The 14804-nt window shown below is 67.8% G+C and carries 16 protein-coding genes and 3 pseudogenes; 8 read left to right on the forward strand and 11 right to left on the reverse strand.

Translation table 11 applies throughout. The features are described 5' to 3' along the window. Positions 1-123 precede the first annotated feature (123 nt). Positions 124-1032, forward strand: a complete 909-nt coding sequence (locus tag SLV14N_RS00300) for a universal stress protein (protein ID WP_263272989.1) — start codon at positions 124-126, stop codon at positions 1030-1032. A 280-nt stretch (positions 1033-1312) separates the two neighbouring features. Beyond that, positions 1313-1399: pseudogene (locus SLV14N_RS00305) on the forward strand (alpha/beta hydrolase fold domain-containing protein); the annotation flags it as partial. Positions 1400-1496: 97 nt separating this feature from the next. Here the strand turns inward: SLV14N_RS00305 and SLV14N_RS00310 are convergent. The 4 genes from SLV14N_RS00310 to SLV14N_RS00325 form a co-directional block, all read right to left on the reverse strand. Beyond that, entirely contained in the window at positions 1497-1862 is a 366-nt protein-coding gene (locus tag SLV14N_RS00310; protein ID WP_263272990.1) for a hypothetical protein, read from the reverse strand. Positions 1863-1973: 111 nt separating this feature from the next. Then, the gene (locus SLV14N_RS00315) at positions 1974-2249 is read right to left on the reverse strand and encodes a hypothetical protein (protein WP_263267413.1); all 276 of its coding nucleotides are present in this window, start codon (positions 2247-2249) and stop codon (positions 1974-1976) included. Beyond that, positions 2246-2557 (reverse strand): putative quinol monooxygenase, encoded by a 312-nt coding sequence (locus tag SLV14N_RS00320; RefSeq protein ID WP_263267414.1) that lies wholly within the window; start codon positions 2555-2557, stop codon positions 2246-2248. The genes SLV14N_RS00315 and SLV14N_RS00320 overlap by 4 nt, the downstream gene beginning before the upstream one ends. A gap of 196 nt (positions 2558-2753) precedes the next feature. Next, positions 2754-3368 (reverse strand): ScbR family autoregulator-binding transcription factor, encoded by a 615-nt coding sequence (locus SLV14N_RS00325; protein ID WP_259670833.1) that lies wholly within the window; start codon positions 3366-3368, stop codon positions 2754-2756. Between the two features lie 105 nt (positions 3369-3473). Between SLV14N_RS00325 and SLV14N_RS00330 the strand changes: the two genes are divergently transcribed. Further along, complete coding sequence (locus tag SLV14N_RS00330) at positions 3474-4394, forward strand: ScbA/BarX family gamma-butyrolactone biosynthesis protein (RefSeq protein WP_263267415.1); 921 nt, start codon at positions 3474-3476, stop codon at positions 4392-4394. 224 nt (positions 4395-4618) lie between these two features. Beyond that, complete coding sequence (locus SLV14N_RS00335) at positions 4619-5338, forward strand: HAD family phosphatase (protein ID WP_263267416.1); 720 nt, start codon at positions 4619-4621, stop codon at positions 5336-5338. A 187-nt stretch (positions 5339-5525) separates the two neighbouring features. Here the strand turns inward: SLV14N_RS00335 and SLV14N_RS00340 are convergent. Then, positions 5526-5627: pseudogene (locus tag SLV14N_RS00340) on the reverse strand (IS5/IS1182 family transposase); the annotation flags it as partial. A gap of 594 nt (positions 5628-6221) precedes the next feature. Between SLV14N_RS00340 and SLV14N_RS00345 the strand changes: the two are divergent. Then, complete coding sequence (locus SLV14N_RS00345; protein WP_263267417.1) at positions 6222-6920, forward strand: 2-phosphosulfolactate phosphatase; 699 nt, start codon at positions 6222-6224, stop codon at positions 6918-6920. A gap of 134 nt (positions 6921-7054) precedes the next feature. Here SLV14N_RS00345 and SLV14N_RS00350 read toward each other — a convergent pair whose 3' ends face one another. The 3 genes from SLV14N_RS00350 to SLV14N_RS00360 form a co-directional block, all read right to left on the reverse strand. Next, positions 7055-7216: a hypothetical protein gene (locus SLV14N_RS00350; protein WP_263267418.1), complete on the reverse strand. Its 162-nt coding sequence runs from the start codon at positions 7214-7216 to the stop codon at positions 7055-7057. A gap of 101 nt (positions 7217-7317) precedes the next feature. Then, entirely contained in the window at positions 7318-7596 is a 279-nt protein-coding gene (locus tag SLV14N_RS00355; protein WP_263267419.1) for a hypothetical protein, read from the reverse strand. A gap of 541 nt (positions 7597-8137) precedes the next feature. Then, positions 8138-8386, reverse strand: coding sequence for a hypothetical protein (locus SLV14N_RS00360; protein WP_263267420.1), 249 nt, complete (start codon positions 8384-8386; stop codon positions 8138-8140). Between the two features lie 688 nt (positions 8387-9074). On the opposite strand from SLV14N_RS00360, the gene SLV14N_RS00365 reads away from it, so the two are divergent. Further along, positions 9075-9515 (forward strand): hypothetical protein, encoded by a 441-nt coding sequence (locus tag SLV14N_RS00365; RefSeq protein ID WP_263267421.1) that lies wholly within the window; start codon positions 9075-9077, stop codon positions 9513-9515. A 375-nt stretch (positions 9516-9890) separates the two neighbouring features. Here SLV14N_RS00365 and SLV14N_RS00370 read toward each other — a convergent pair whose 3' ends face one another. Together SLV14N_RS00370 and SLV14N_RS00375 are read right to left on the reverse strand one after the other, a co-directional pair. Next, on the reverse strand, positions 9891-10475 hold the full coding sequence (locus SLV14N_RS00370; protein ID WP_263267422.1) for a S1 RNA-binding domain-containing protein: 585 nt from the start codon (positions 10473-10475) through the stop codon (positions 9891-9893). A gap of 648 nt (positions 10476-11123) precedes the next feature. Next, positions 11124-11546, reverse strand: a complete 423-nt coding sequence (locus tag SLV14N_RS00375; protein ID WP_208687565.1) for a MarR family winged helix-turn-helix transcriptional regulator — start codon at positions 11544-11546, stop codon at positions 11124-11126. Between the two features lie 163 nt (positions 11547-11709). On the opposite strand from SLV14N_RS00375, the gene eno reads away from it, so the two are divergent. Next, positions 11710-13017: a phosphopyruvate hydratase gene (gene eno, locus SLV14N_RS00380; protein ID WP_263267423.1), complete on the forward strand. Its 1308-nt coding sequence runs from the start codon at positions 11710-11712 to the stop codon at positions 13015-13017. 783 nt (positions 13018-13800) lie between these two features. Further along, entirely contained in the window at positions 13801-14355 is a 555-nt protein-coding gene (locus SLV14N_RS00385) for a DUF6328 family protein (protein ID WP_221174729.1), read from the forward strand. 59 nt (positions 14356-14414) lie between these two features. Here the strand turns inward: SLV14N_RS00385 and SLV14N_RS00390 are convergent. Continuing rightward, positions 14415-14524 (reverse strand): annotated as a pseudogene (locus SLV14N_RS00390) (IS5/IS1182 family transposase); the annotation flags it as partial. Positions 14525-14804: the final 280 nt, after the last annotated feature.

Here is a 14804-nt window from a genome sequence, read left to right on the forward strand (position 1 = left end):
GGGGCGAGGGCGGACGGAGCGCCGCGCAAGGTGCATAGAGCCACGAGGCACGGGTACGCGGCTGGGCCAGGTGGCCACGAGGCAGACCTGCGGCCGTGACCGATGAGGAGAGGAGCTCACTTGATGTCTGAGGCCATAGCATCAAGCTGCCCCGTTTTGGTGGGAGTTGAGGAGCAGAACGACGCGGCGCGCGCCGTGGTGCGGCACGCGGCACGACAAGCAGAGTTGCACGGCAACCCGCTGCACCTCCTTCACGTCCTCGAGGGGGCGCCCCCTGGTGGAGCGAGGGATGAGGACAGTGGGCGGACGAGTGCGGAGGCGCAGGGCGCGGCGGTCGTGGAACGGCTCGCGGCGTGGGCACACTCCGAGTTCCCGAACGTTGCGGTCACAGCGCAGACGGTCCCCGGCCGGGCCGCTGAAGAACTCCTCGCACGCTCCGCCGAGGCGGCAACCCTGGTCCTGGGGCACCGCGGTACCGGCGGATTTGCTCGGCTGCCGCTGGGCTCGGTCAGTTGGCAGGTGGCCACGCACGCCGCGTGCCCGGTCGTTATCGTTCGGCCGGGAGAAACGGCTGAGAGGCCGGAGGCCAGGGTCGTCGTCGGGGTCGACATCAACGACGTCTCCGAGGAGGCCGTGGACACGGCCTTTGCCGAGGCCGCACTTCGCGGGGCACGTCTGGAGATGGTGCATGCGAACCTGCACCTCAGCGAGATGCCGGTCGGGCCGGGAATGGCCGCGCCGAACTTCGAGGCTCTCGACGACGCGGCTCGGCAGATCCTGAACGCCGAGGCGGCCCAGCGCGCCGAACGCTATCCCGGCGTCGAAGTACTTACCCGCGTGGAGCGGGTACGCCCGTCGACCATCCTGACGGAGTCCTCACGACAGGCCTCCTTGCTCGTGGTCGGCTCCCACGGCCGCACCGGGCTCCGCAGGCTGATGCTCGGCTCCGTGAGCGCCGAGGCCCTCCATACGGCCGCCTGCCCCGTGATGGTGGTCCCCACCGTGGACGACAACCGCATCGGGGAGGCCTGAGTCCGTGCCCTCCCTGGGCCGGCCCCCCTTGGTCGGCGTATTCGGTAGAGCCACGCCTGCGCGAGCTTACGGGAGCCGTCCGACTCCGGTGACAGTTCCCACCCTCGTTCGCCGTACGCCCGGGGCAAGGGGGCGGTGTCCGCTCCGGTTATCTCTTGCAATCCGTGCAGAACTCGTTGATGGCCTCCGCTGCGCTGCACTGCGGGGGCCGGTCCAAGTTCGGCGCCGGCCCGTGCGATGCAGCCGCAGCACAGCATCGAACAGCTGCGAAGAGGCCGGAAGACTCTCCGGCCTGCCGCCCGCCCTGCTGATCGTTGACGAGGCCGACGTGCTGCGCGATGAGGGCGAGGCGTACGCCGCCAAGCTCCGCGCAGCCAAACGTTCCGGTGACCACATACGGCACCCGGGGCCACAACCGCCGCACGGCCGGCATCGGTTGTCGCCGGCCGCAGGCCCAGCCCGCTCTATTGGGTCTGCAGTTCCCCGATCCGTGCCACTGCCGTTCCGCTCTTCGGGCATACCCACACAGCCGTGTCCGTGCGCACTGTCGCCGTCAGCGGATGTCTGTCCGGGTGTGTCGGGCACTGTGGCCAGACCGCCGATGCGCCTTCGGACCACAGGGCCTCCACCGCCCAGTCCTGGACCTGATCCGCCAGGTGCACCAGCCGCTCTGCGGCGTTGCCACCCAGTGGTGAAGTCAGGCCCTGACCTGAACCGTCCGGAGCCCAGAGCGTGATCCCGAACCTGTCATCCGCACGTATGTGCGGCTGCACCGCGCAGTGCGCCTGGAGGTCCCGCAGGACTGTCTCCAGAGCTTCGGCGAATTCCATGTCGTCCACTGGGCTCCTGATCACATCGCGGAGAACTGCCTCACAGTCTCCACCATCCCTGAAGCTTGCGGACGATCATCTCCGGCCCAGGCCCCCGCTTCAGCAGCCGCCTCAGTCCCGGCGCTGCTGGCCGGCTGTCAGGCAATTGACGCCCAACCACGCGGCCGGAGGCTCCGCCTCCTTGGGCGTCAGCTCACCTCCATGCGGGTACCGCATGAGGACCTCCTGTGCGAACAGCCTGTCTTGAGGCGGAACGCATGCCGTCATTCCGTGCTCGACCACCTCGACGAGCCGGTCGAACCGCTCATGGTCCGGACCGTCGTCCAGCGCCGCCAGGCTCCAGGTGAGCGAGGCGACGGGTTCGGTCGAACAACGTGACAGGTTCACTCAGTTACCGCTTCATGCCTGCTATGCACGCGCATGCTTGGATGCACTTCGCGCTCGATGCGCGGCATGATCTCCGGGATGTAGATCTTCTGGATGGCGTCACCGGCATCGTGAGCCTCCCAGTGGGCGCGGCTGGCCCAGCGCTCGACCAGAACGAAGCGGCTGGGTTCCTGGTGTGACTGGTACGCCTCCCAGCTGACGCAGCCATCTTCTGCCAGACACATGGGGCGCATCCGAGACAGGGCGTCGGCAACTGGATCGATGTTGGTGCGCTCGGACACCCGGATGATGACGATGAGGTCGAACAACTTGTTCCTCAGAGGTGGGCTGAGCCTCGGCCGGTAGCGCGGAGGCTCGGACAATCAGTTAGGGTAAGCGATCTTTCATCGCTCACTCTGACCTGCAGTAGCTTCCGCGGCATCGCCACCCGATACGAGAAGACCGCCACCTCCTACGAAGCAGCGGTCACACTCGCATCACGGATCGGTGGGCGTCGCGCGCCGCTCAGCGCACGCGATCGAGCAGACCGGCGGGATCAGGCTCGGCCTGGAGGCCGCGGAGCAGCAGAGTCCACAGGTCATGCAGGTGCTCCTCGATGTGCCGGCGTCCCTCCAGGGCGTCGGAGACGGTGTGCAGACCGAAGAAGGAGCAGACGATGCCGTGGGCGGTGGCGGCAGGTGGCACATCGGCAGCGAGTTCACCGTTACGGGCGGCTTCTTCGAGTAGCTGTGTCACGGCTTCGATCCAGCCGAGGAACGGTGCGGGGAGCTGGGCGTTGATGGCTTTGCGTTCGGCCCAAAGGCGGGCTCCGGCCCGGACGACGATGTCGTCCCGAAAGGCGCGTGCCACCTCGAAGCTCAGCCCGACGAGTTTCTCCAAGGCCGGCCGGCCGGGCTGCCGGTAGCGGCTGATCAAATGCGGCCACGTGGCGAAATGTTCCTCGACGATGGCGAGCGCGAGCTTCTCCTTGCTGGCGTAGTGGAAATAGATGGCCCCGCTGGTGCGACCGGAATGCGCACTGATGTCGCTGATGCTGGTACCGGCGTACCCTTTCTCGTCGAACAATGTTGCCGCCGCCTCAAGAAGGAATCTGCGCGTCGTTTCCGCCCGGATCTGCACGTACACCTCAAACGTTGTTCTCGTTCCGCCGGAAGGCAACCTACCGCTCCCCGCGCCCCGGAATTCAAGGGTGCGCATGTTCGAATTTCGGTATTCCCTGGTCGTATGAGCAACTCAACGGTCAGGGTCGTCGGAAAGAGTGAGCCGCTCAGCTGGTCCCGTACCGTCGAGCGGGAGCTGGTGCACCGGACCTCGGTGGCAGAGGTCCTCCTTACGGATGTACGGCCGACCGATACCCCGCACGTCTTCCTGGCGGCGGCGTCATGGCCGCGCGCGCATACGACGTTCCCCCGCGACGGGTCGCAGCGGCACAGCCCGCTGATTCTGGTGGAAACACTGCGCCAGCTCGGTCTCTACATCCCCTTGCGGTTCTACGCGGTTCCGGAGGTCTTCCGTGCGGTCATCACCGACCTGCACTTCCACCTCAGCCCCGCCGACGAGTTGCCGGCCCGCGCCGGAGCGACCGAAATCACCTGCTCGGCACGGGTCAGCGCCGTACGGCGGGCGCCGGACGAGTCCGCCGTCGGACTGCGACTGAATGTCACCTTCGCCGCGTGCGGGGTGGCCTTCGGCCAAGGTGGCGGGGGCGTGCGATTCCTGGACGGCGCGCGCTTCACCGCGCTGCGCGCCAGGAGCGCGGTCGATGCCGTCCCGGCTCACCCTCCGGAGGGCGGGTACCGCCCGCCGGCCGCACAGCTGACCGTGAACCACCCGCATGATGCGGTCCTCGCACTCGACCAGGGCGAGCTGTTGGTCTCGCCGGCCGACCCGCTGCACCCGTTCTTCTTCGACCACCCCACCGATCACGTGCCTGGCATGGTGCTGTTGGAAGCCGCCCGCCAGGCCGCCTCGTACCGCAGTCGGGGCAGGCTGAGCCGGCCCCTTTTCGGCCGGCTGAAGGCCTCCCGGTTCACCGAACTGACCCCACCCGCACGCGTGCTGTGCACCCGGCATGGCTCGACGTGTGCATTCCGCATCCTCCAGGGCGGCACAGAGACGGCTCGCGTCACCTTCGATTATACGTAGAGCACACAATATTGACATTTGTGAATTGGTTGACCTTTCTGCGTCGCCATCCGTAACGTAACGATCGCTATTTTCCGGCTGGAGCGGAAGAACTCCGCTCCATGGGAGTTGCCCTGCCGGAATCCCTTGGCCCGGTGCCGGGCGTCCGTGAAAGCGACGCTGCCCTGCCTCTCTTGCGACCGGTCGCATCGGCGTCTTCGGGCCCCATCAGAACGGAATCCCGAATGACCGCAGACAGCATCCTTTCCTGGACCCCCGCGGCCGTCGTTTTCGACTGTGACGGCACGCTGATGGACACCGAACGCCACTGGGAGGACGCCCGTGACATGGTGCTGCACAGCTACGGCTGCGCACCCTCGGACGGATTCGCGGAAAAGGCGCGAGGACTGCACTACACCGAATGCGGGCGCTTAATGGCCGATGTGGCCGGGCGACCGGAACTGACCGGGGACATGACGGAATCATTGCTCAAGCACTTCCGTGAACTCGTCGCCGCAGACCCCACCACCATGCCCGGGGCGCCGGAATTGGTGCATTCGACCGTGCAGTTCGCCCCGCTGGCCGTGGCCAGTAACTGCCCGCTTGAAGTCGTCGAGTCCTGTCTGGGAATGGCTGGACTCCGGGATTGCTTCAGCCACATTGTGGTACCCAACGACACCACGAGACCCAAACCTCATCCGGACGTCTACCTCACCGCCGCCCAACTCTGTGGGGTGGAGCCCGCTGACACGCTGGCCGTCGAGGACTCCCACTGCGGCATCCAAGCTGCCGCAGGCGCGGGCATGCGGGTACTCGGAGTCGGCCCCCGCCCCAGCGACAGGGAGACGGCGTTGGTCGACTGGTGGGTCCACTCGCTGGCAGAGCCGGCGGTGCAGGGATGGGCCGACGCCCGCATCCCTGCCCAGGGCACTGGTCCCACTGGGCACGGGACCACGACGGCATGACGGCGGCCCGGCCCGCGGCAGACCCCATGACGGACCGCGGGCCCGGGCCGAATGGCATTCAGGGTGACCTGCGGTGCGGGCGCCACCGCCTCGTGAGGCCATGAGGTGCCCGGCATCCCGCGACACCGACGGGGCGACGCCGTTCAACTGGCTCATCAGGCCCGCCCAGGGACCGGCATGGCGTCGCCCAGTCCAGCTCTCCTCTGGCGCCGAGTTCATCGAGGATGACTCGGTGGATCCTGGCCCACACCCGGGCCCGGCTCCACTGGGCGAAGCGTCGGTAGACCGTGCGCCAGGTCGGCCCGCAACGATCCCGGGGCCGGTGAGGTGGAGCACCATGTCGGAGAAGGCTCCCTTGGTTCCCCGGACCGGCTCGGAGCGACGCTCCAAAAGGCCCGCCGCCTCTTCGAGTGCTCTCTGCAGGAGAAGTACTCGGCCCCCCAGCGCTCGTCACCTTCGTCGAAGCGGTTATACGAGAACAGGGCCTACACCGAGCGGCGTTGCCCTCGACGAGGCCTTGCACCGCACGCTGATCGCCCACCCCGCCACCGGCTGACCGTCCGACCAAGCGCTGAGAGGGCCCGGCAATCGCCAGGGCCCTCAGTCGTTCCACCTCGAACGGCGTCAGCGAAACGCTTGTGACTGAGCGCGGCAGTTGGCTCGTTTGGCCAACTAGAGCGCGTTCGGAAGCCTCTGACCTGCAGTGATGCTTGAGGAGCTAACGGCGGCGAGGGCTGCGCGAGCCCGCTCAGCCGGCCGGTGCGCATCCGCGCCCGATCCGACGGGAGCCGACTGGCACCAGAACCGCTTTGCTGACCGGCATCCCGACGGCAGCCGGATCAATCGTGCCCTTCGGATGATCCAGGGGCGTCAGAATGGTGCGATGGACCATCACTTCGTTGGCATCCCAGAGTTGACCGGCGTTCCCCGTGTTGCGGTCGTCATCGACGTCATGCGCGCCTTCACCGTGGCTGCCTGGGCCTTCTCGCGTGGAGTCGAGAGGATCGTCCTGGCCTCAACGGAGAGTGAGGCACTTGCCTTGAAAGAAAGCCGCTCGGGTTGGCTGGCTTTGAAGGACGGAGCTCCAGCAGCGGGCTTCGACGCGGTGAACTCACCCGGCTTGCTCAGGTCATGCGATTTTGCTGGTCGCACGCTGGTGCAGAAAACGACGGCAGGAACCGTGGGCGCGCTGGCCGTCGCGGACGCGCCGCTGGTCTTGTGCGCGAGTTTCGTGGTGGCCGGCCCGACCGCGCGGTTCCTGCAGACCAAGGATTCCGGTCCGGTGACGTTCGTTGTCACCGGCGAGGGAGGCCAGGCCGACGAGGACCTGGCCTGCGCTGAATACATTGGTCAATGTATGGCCGGAGGCGATGTCGAGGCGGCCCCGTATCTCCACCGCGCGAGGACTTCTCGTGCCGCGGCAGACCTCGCCGGTGGGCTGCGAAGCGGATACCACCCAGACGATGTCGAACTCTGCTTGGAAATCGACAGGTTCCCCTTTGCGATGATGGCTCGCCAGGAAGAGTCTCTAACGGTGCTCCGCCCCGTTGCGGTGCCTGACATCCCGTCCAGTATCCGCTGACCTGCTGGAACTTTGGACCTTCAGGCGGCAGAGCTCACCCGATCAGGGCGGGCCCTGCCGCCCACGCCCGCGCCAGTCGCCAGGAGCCGGTGCCGGGAAACGCCCCCGGCGGGCCGACGCGAGGATTCTGCGCGTCAGAAGGCGCTGGCCACCAGCCACATCACGCACACGTATGCGCCGCCACCCACGCCGAGGATGATGCCGAGCCACAGCAGCGCCCCAAGCGGCCACGGCACGGGCGTCTCGGGCTTGGGCGGTTCGACGGGGCAGCAGCTGGAACAGTGCGGATCAGACATGCGCAGCATCATGACGGGGCGCCGCCCGGTGCGGGAGGGCGTGAACGGGGGCGCACACAGCGAAGCCCCCCGCCGGTGACCGGGGGCACGGAGACACGTGGTCAGTCGCTGGTCGCCTCACCACGAAGGACCTGCCCAACGGTCGCCTCACTCAAGCCCGTGGCGCCGGCGAGCGCGGTCTTGGTGACGCCGCGCGCGTGGGCAGCACGGATCGCCCGGTTGCGGCGGGCCACATGCCGCTGCCGTCGGGCGTCGCCGGCCACGGTGTGCTGGAGGAGGCGGGCCCAGGTGAGGAGGGCGCGGCCTTGCCAGGTGCGGATGGTATGGGCGAGGCGTGTGCGGGGTGCGGGTGTGGTGGTGCCGGCCAACAGATCCCCCAAGTGTCGACTGCAGCTGCTGTCGACGGTGACGGGGCCGTGCCTACCGCGGCAAGAGCGCGAACCGGCCGCACACGAATACGCCCCGGGCCGAAGCCAGGCGCGCGCTGGACGCCTCCAGCGCGAGGTGCGTCTTGCCAGCCCCCGGGCATCCCGGGGCCGCGTCACGGGGGTTACAGGAGGTGCTGGAGCCACTGGATGAGGAGGGTGACGATGCCGCCGCCGGCGGTGTAGGAGGCCCGCGAACCAGCTCCCACCACCAAGGCCGGGCGGACAGCAGCGGCCGGCTGGCACCCTGGCATGCGGTGGCATGGGGCAGGGCGGGCTGCTCGCGGGACGAGTCGGCCATGTCGGGTCCTTTCAGGTCGGGTTGCGGGCTCATGAGTGAAGGTCAGAACCGGGCCGGGGTGTCGCACACGCCCTTGAGGGGCCGGCCGCCTGCCGGAAGGCCGTCAGGTCAGGGGCTGCACTGCGTGACCAGACCTGTGCGCGAGTATCGCCACAGGACCCGTCACGCTCCCCCGGCTGATCGGGCGCAGGCCGGTTACACGGACGGGAAGCAGGGCGCCAGGGAAGGCACCAGGGAGCCGGTCGCCTGGACCGTGGAGCCCCCGACGACGGCGACCTTCGTGTAGCTGCTGGCGCTGATCTGCAGGGTGGACAGGCCGGCGTTGTTGAGGGCGACGACACCGCCGGCGTTGGTCACCGCGGTGCCCACCGGCAGGCCGCAGACGTAGAAGGTGACCGTGACTCCCGCTTGCGCCGGCGTGAGGGTGGCCTTCAACGTCGCCACGAAGACCAACGCACTCACAGCCGCGCAGACGCCGCGCCGAGCGCTCCGCGCGGAGGGCGAGCGTGGAGGAGTCGACGGCGACGGATCACCTTGCTGACCTTCGGCGTGCTGACCGTCCTCCTGACGTGGAACACGGTGTCCGTGCGCACGGAGACAGCCGAAGCGTCCGGCAAGCACCTCGTGCGCCTTCCCGGCGGAGACATCCACGTCGTTCAGGATGGGCCGCCCGGCGCGCCCACGGTGGTGCTTCTGCACGGCCTGGCCGGCTCGACGGCATGGTGGGATCCAGTGCTGCCTGCGTTGCCACCGGAGCACTCCTGCACGACTTCGCCGTCGAAACCTCACCACGCTGACCCGGCATCACCACTCCTCTACCGCAGCCGGCACCCGCGTGACGCTGCCGCATCGAAGGTCGGATGCCGTGGCTAGGGCATCCGCGGGTGGACGCCGAGCGCATGGCCCCAGGAATCATGGGCGTCTACGTGTCGTGGAACGTCCAGTGGGACCATCCCCGCAAGCGCGCAGGGAAAGTCCCGTGCTCAGGTCGACGAAGCGGGCCCAGACCCCTGCCCCCCGCGCCCGCCGAAGGGCAGGCCCCTCCCCCCGGCCGCTTAGGCCCTGTCCTGGCGATCTCCCCGTAGGGTGCCTCGACGGTACCTTGACCGGAGTCGTGGGAGGGAGGCAACGGGTGGACACTGACCTGCGGCATGCAGCTGTCGTGGCACTGGGCGAGCTCAGGCGAAGTCATGACTACCGTGACCGGGCGGATGCCGGTCACGGCCTGGCAGCGTTCGCCGAGATGCAGGTGGCCTTCGGGCCGCTGCTGGAGCTTGTGCTCGACCCGGGTGACACCTTCGTCACCCGGCGGACCGCGGAAGCATTGCTTCGGCGAAAGGACAGAGTCGGACTGACAATAGTCGCGTCCGCCCTGGCAGTCGCCAACTCGAATCACAGCGATTGGATCCACACCGCAATCGTCGATGTATTCAGCATCTTCGCCAGCGACCGGGACAGTGCGATACGGCTGTGCGAGGAGATGTCGCGGGACACTGACAACCGTGTTGCGCTGGGGGCCCGTCAATTGCAAGAGGTCCTGGCAGAGATCGATCCCGTTCTTCGTCCCGCATAGCGCTGGGCGAACGCTTTCGTGAAAGCGCATGTGCTCGACGACAAAGGCCAGAGCCGCGGGGACGCCCCTGTTCGGAGGGGACTTCGTTGTGGGGCCGGGCTGCTTTCCACCCCTGAAGGGAAGGCCTACGGTCGCCGTACCGGGAGAGATTCGGCGACACATGGCTTCAGGGGGACAACTGGACTGAACAGTCGTGAATGCCGGAGTCGGTGGAAGTGGTTCACATCCGTGGCGTGCGCGTGTAACGATGCAGGTCACGAAGACTGCTCCGCGCGCCCGAGGCAATGGCCCCTCTGCAAGGAGAAGGACGACCAGCCCGGCATCTGTCAGGTCCCCCCGTCCCATGCCCGCACCAACTACCCGGGGAGGGAGCAGTCATCTGGCCGGCTGAGCATCTGCATGCCGGTCGTCCTCTGACCTCGCGAGGAACACCCTGCGCTGTGGCCGCTCGATGTCCGTGATGACGACGGATATCTCGTCGCCAGTTTGGAACCCCTCCGGCGGACCGGCCGGAGGTTTACCGTGGATCTCCTTGAGGGGCACCAGCCCGACGACGCCGTCCCCGATGTCGACGAAGACGCCGAAGGGGAGCACCTTGTCGACCGTCCCGTGCAGTGTCTGACCGACCACCGTGCGGTCGGCGAAGGCTTGGAAGGGGTCGGGTTGCAGTGCGCGCAAGGAGAGTCTGGCCTCGGCGTTGTGGGTGTCGAACTGAAGGAGCTCACATGAGACGCGTTGGCCGACCTTGACGACATCGGTGGGAGCGTCGATGTGTCGCCAGGACAGTTCGGGGATCGTGATGAATCCGACGCCGGGCAGCGTGGGATGGCCAGGTCCGTCGTCCAGGGCCACGAAAACCCCGAACCTTTCGACCGCCGCGACGGTTCCGGACAGGATCTCGCCGCAGTGCAGTGACCCCAGGAACGCCCAGAGTTCCGGGCTCTCGAACTGCCAATCCATGCCCGCCACCCTGACACACACTGCCATGCGCCGACGATGCCTCGATCAGCAGAGTCAGCTCAGCTGAACGCACGGTCCGCAGTGCCGCGATCTGCCTCAGCCGAGACGGGTTGCTCGTTCGGGCAAACCCTGGTTGCCGAGCCGGTGGTGAGCATTTCGAGATTGCCGCTCAGGTCGCCGAGGTTGCCGACTGCGGAGCCGGTGGCTTCCGTGTGGTGTTCGATCCAGCCGGTTAGCGTGCGGATCGCGTGGTTGTTCTCGTTGAGGGGGTGGCGAGTGCGAAAGTGACGTAGGTCTGGGCGGCGCTTGCGATGCTGGGGTCGCCCGGTGCGCGTTTGCCTGGGTCTTCGTAGCCTGGGTACTTCTGCTCCCCCTGCGCGGGGATGGTCCCAAGAAGTTCCGAGTTGGGCTGCTCCCCGGGCTCGCGGGGGTGATCCCCTCCCGCCAGCAGCAGCGATCGCACCCTTCTCCTAGCCGCTGTTTCACCGCGGTGCGTGCTCTCGGCGTGCCTGCCGGAAGTGCTCGTACCGGACGTACTTGGACCTTCGGCCGGTGCGGCGAAGGGGGTAACTCCCTGCTCGAGCAAGGCCGAGAGCTTGGGGGCGCGTGCCGGGCGCCGCGACGGGGCGAACGCTGCCTGTCGGGGCACTAGCGTGCGGCGAGCCGCTCCAGCAGGGCGGCGCTCCGTGCCAGCAACGCCCGCTCCTCATTTGTGAGTTCGGCGTCGATGGCCTGCGCGAGCCAACCGGCCCTGCGGCCGCGCTCCGCTTCGAGCGCGGCCCGGCCCGCGTCCGACAGCTCGACCAGCGACTTGCGGCCGTCCGTGGGGTGCGCCCGGCGCGTGATCAGGTTCTGTTCCATGAGCAGCCCCACCGCCCGGGCCATCGACTGGGGGCGTACGCGCTGATCGGCGGCGAGGTCGCTGGTGGTCATGGCGCCGTTGCGGTCGAGTGCACCGAGCACGGCGGCCTGGCCCAGGGGGATGCGGTCCTCGTGTTTGACGCGTCGGGTGAGCTTGCCCATCGCGGTGCGCAGTTCGGCGGCGATGGCGGCGGCTTCCGAGGTGGGCATAGGGCACTTTACCCCGTTGGTCAGCGAAGCTGTGCACCTGACCTGCACAGCAATGCTGTACAGCAAAACTGAGCAGCATTGCTGTAGAGTTTGGCGTTGTCGGGCTCAGCGCCAGCGTTGTCGCAGCCGGGGCCACGGCACACGACAACGGGAAGGAACTCCCATGTCCGCAAAGGCAGTCGGAACCGTCAACGCCGCCATCGAGACCGTCACCGCCCGCCGGATCATCGACAGCCGGGGCAACCCCACGGTCGAGGTCGACGTCGTCCTGGCGGACGGGTCCCTGGGGCGCGCGGCTGTCCCCTCCGGCGCCTCCACCGGTGCCCGGGAAGCCGTGGAACTGCGCGACGGAGACTCCGCGCGCTGGCACGGCAAGGGCGTCGACCGTGCGGTGGCCCACGTCAGCGGGGAGATCGCGGCGTCCGTGCGCGGCCGGGACGCGGCGGACCAGGCGGGTCTCGACGCCGCGCTGGTCGCCCTCGACGGCACCGCCACGAAGTCTCGGCTCGGCGCCAACGCGATCCTCGGCGTCTCCCTCGCCGCCGCCAAGGCCGCCGCGGCGGCCCACCGCCAGCCCCTCTACCGCTACCTCGGTGGCGCTGACGCCCACCTCCTGCCGCTGCCGATGATGAACATCGTCAACGGTGGCGCCCACGCCGACAATCCGCTGGATTTTCAGGAGTTCATGATCGCGCCCGTGGGCGCGGAGACCTTCGCCGAAGCCGTCCGCATGGGCAGCGAGGTCTTCCACACCCTGCGCCGGGACCTGCTGACCGCCGGGCACTCCACGGGCGTCGGCGACGAGGGTGGCTTCGCACCCGCGCTGCGTACCGCTGAGGAGGCGCTCGACTTCGTGATGACCGCCATCGAACGCACCGGCTACCGCCCCGGCACGGACATCGGCCTGGTCATGGACCCGGCGTCGTCGGAGTTCTTCCGCGACGGGGTGTACGACTACGCGGGCGAGGGGGTGCGCCGCACCCCCTCCGAGAACGCCGACTACCTTGCCAAGCTCATCGACGCCTACCCGGTCGTCTCCATCGAGGACCCGATGGCGGAGAACGACCTGGACGGCTGGCGCGAGCTGACCGCCCGCGTCGGCGACCGCTGTCAGCTCACCGGCGACGACGTGTTCTGCACCAACGAGACGCTGCTGCGCGAGGGCATCCGCACCGGTGTCGGCAACTCGGTCCTGGTCAAGGTCAATCAGATCGGGACCCTGACCGAGGCGCTGGCCGCGGTGGCCACGGCCCACGAGGCGGGCTGGACGGCTGTCATGTCGCACCGCTCGGGCGAGACGGAGGACACCACCATCGCGGATCTGGCGGTGGCGACCGGCTGCGGTCAGATCAAGACCGGCTCGCTCTCCCGCTCCGACCGCACGGCGAAATACAACCAACTGATCCGGGTCGAAGAGGAGTTGGGTGACTCGGCGCGCTTCGCGGGCCGCTCCGCACTGCGTCGGGCATGAACAGCAGGCAGAGGTAGTGGCCACGCGGGCCCTCAGATCGATCGGGGGCCCGCTCGCGTGCCGGGAAGACAAATCTTCCTGGGCTGTTCACCCCCGTGTGCCCTGTGCCTTCCCGGACCGGTAGTCGGCAGGCTGGACGGTGACCGGCGCCAGTCGGTGGACTCGTTTCTGACCGATGAAGGAATCACCCCACGAGAGAACATCGCAATCCACGACCTCTGAGGATACGTTCGCCGTCGGCAGCGCTCCCAGCTGTGAGGTTTCCCGGCGCGCGCCGCTGAGCTTGATCAATGAGGAGCGGGCACGCGGCGCCCGCGCGCTCGCGCTGCGGGAAGTCACCACAGCGGCGGGCCGGCGTCCGTGATGCCGGTGGGGAGCATGGGCGCCGGGGCCCGGCCTCACGGATGCCCCTATGACGCGGGTTCTTGGGAGTCGGTTCTGACCAGCGGAAGGCTCCTCTGACGGCATCGCTTTCGCCACGCCGAGGACGGCCTCACCCGCGCGGAGCCGGGCGGTGACGTTGGAGTGCTCGGCACCTCAGGGGACCGCCGCTTGCCCATCGGATGGCGTGTCAAGTGGCTGGCACCGGCAGCTGGGGAGGTCAGAACCGTTGAAGACGCCCGATGAACGGCTGCCCCCTATCGGGACACGCCACAACAACGGATCGCGGCCAGCCTTCACTGAAGGCCCTGACGCGCGGTCTTTTGGGCGGTCAGGGACGTGAATCCACTGAGAGTGGGAACACGCGTTTCGTCAGTTGTTTCCTCAGTTGGGGAGGGCGCCATGACCGTGACGGGTGCGTCGATACCGTACATACCGCGGCACGACTGTCCGTCGTGCCGCAGGTCGTATCACCCGCCGATCGAGGAACGGCAGGAGTCTGCGCGGGAGCGTGTAAACCGAAGATGGAACGAGATCCTGCAGGAGACGAGAGTCGCACAGACCGGCGTGCAGATCCTCTTCGGTTTCCTGCTCAGCGTGGCGTTCACTCCGTATTTCCACGAACTGGAGACATTCGACCACGTCGTCTATGTGATCACCGTGATACTCGGGGCTTCCGGCACCGGAGCACTGATAGCCCCGGTGTCGATCCACCGCTTTCTGTCCGGGCAGCGTATGAAGGACGACATCATCACGATCGCGGGCCGGCTGATGGTGTGTGGCATGGTCCTGCTCGCGTTGACAATCGGCGGCACTCTCCTCCTGCTGCTTCACGTCGTCGTGCCGAGCCTCCTCGCGGAACTGCTCGTCGTCGGGGTCATGATGTGGTTCGCTCTGTGCTGGTACGTCATGCCTGTATTGCTACGCCGACGCTCTGCCCGCCGAAGCAAGGCGTAAGGCGGCGCTGCCTGCCGCCACCCCTGCGGCGATGCCAGCGTCCCGACCGCCGCCCAGCCCGATCCGAGTTCACCTGGCAGATCCCTCCAGGGTGAGCAGGTCAGGTACTTCCACGCGATGGGCTCTAGGGTGCGCGATGGTCGGCCCACCGTCGCCCACAGGCAGGATCGGGCCGATATCAATGGCTCGACGAGACCTACTCCTGACGTTCGCCGGTGCCTGGACACGCAGGCTCTGCCCGAGCTCCATCAGTGACCGCGCCTGCGGCAGAGCAGACACCTGGTATGCGACATGAGCGGCCTCGGTCCGCGGGCGGTGGACGCCTTGCGGGGCAGAGCCGACAAGTTAGCGACCTCCACGGCGTTGCGCGCCCTCGAAAACTCCTACCAAACACTGCACCCCTGCCTGTTCCTTACCGTTTTTCCGGAGAAGCAGCGAGGCTTGCCGAC

The sequence above is a fragment of the Streptomyces sp. Je 1-4 4N24 genome (assembly GCF_026239515.1).
Taxonomy (GTDB): Bacteria; Actinomycetota; Actinomycetes; order Streptomycetales; family Streptomycetaceae; genus Streptomyces; species Streptomyces nigrescens.

Excerpts from the sequence above, each read along its gene's own strand:
- SLV14N_RS00300 (WP_263272989.1), top strand. The coding sequence starts at position 124 with ATGTCTGAGGCCATAGCATCAAGCTGCCCCGTTTTGGTGGGAGTTGAG.
- SLV14N_RS00310 (WP_263272990.1), bottom strand. The coding sequence starts at position 1,862 with ATGGAATTCGCCGAAGCTCTGGAGACAGTCCTGCGGGACCTCCAGGCG.
- SLV14N_RS00330 (WP_263267415.1), top strand. The coding sequence starts at position 3,474 with ATGAGCAACTCAACGGTCAGGGTCGTCGGAAAGAGTGAGCCGCTCAGC.
- SLV14N_RS00335 (WP_263267416.1), top strand. The coding sequence starts at position 4,619 with ATGACCGCAGACAGCATCCTTTCCTGGACCCCCGCGGCCGTCGTTTTC.
- SLV14N_RS00345 (WP_263267417.1), top strand. The coding sequence starts at position 6,222 with ATGGACCATCACTTCGTTGGCATCCCAGAGTTGACCGGCGTTCCCCGT.
- SLV14N_RS00350 (WP_263267418.1), bottom strand. The coding sequence starts at position 7,216 with ATGTCTGATCCGCACTGTTCCAGCTGCTGCCCCGTCGAACCGCCCAAG.
- SLV14N_RS00370 (WP_263267422.1), bottom strand. The coding sequence starts at position 10,475 with ATGGATTGGCAGTTCGAGAGCCCGGAACTCTGGGCGTTCCTGGGGTCA.
- SLV14N_RS00375 (WP_208687565.1), bottom strand. The coding sequence starts at position 11,546 with ATGCCCACCTCGGAAGCCGCCGCCATCGCCGCCGAACTGCGCACCGCG.
- eno (WP_263267423.1), top strand. The coding sequence starts at position 11,710 with ATGTCCGCAAAGGCAGTCGGAACCGTCAACGCCGCCATCGAGACCGTC.
- SLV14N_RS00385 (WP_221174729.1), top strand. The coding sequence starts at position 13,801 with ATGACCGTGACGGGTGCGTCGATACCGTACATACCGCGGCACGACTGT.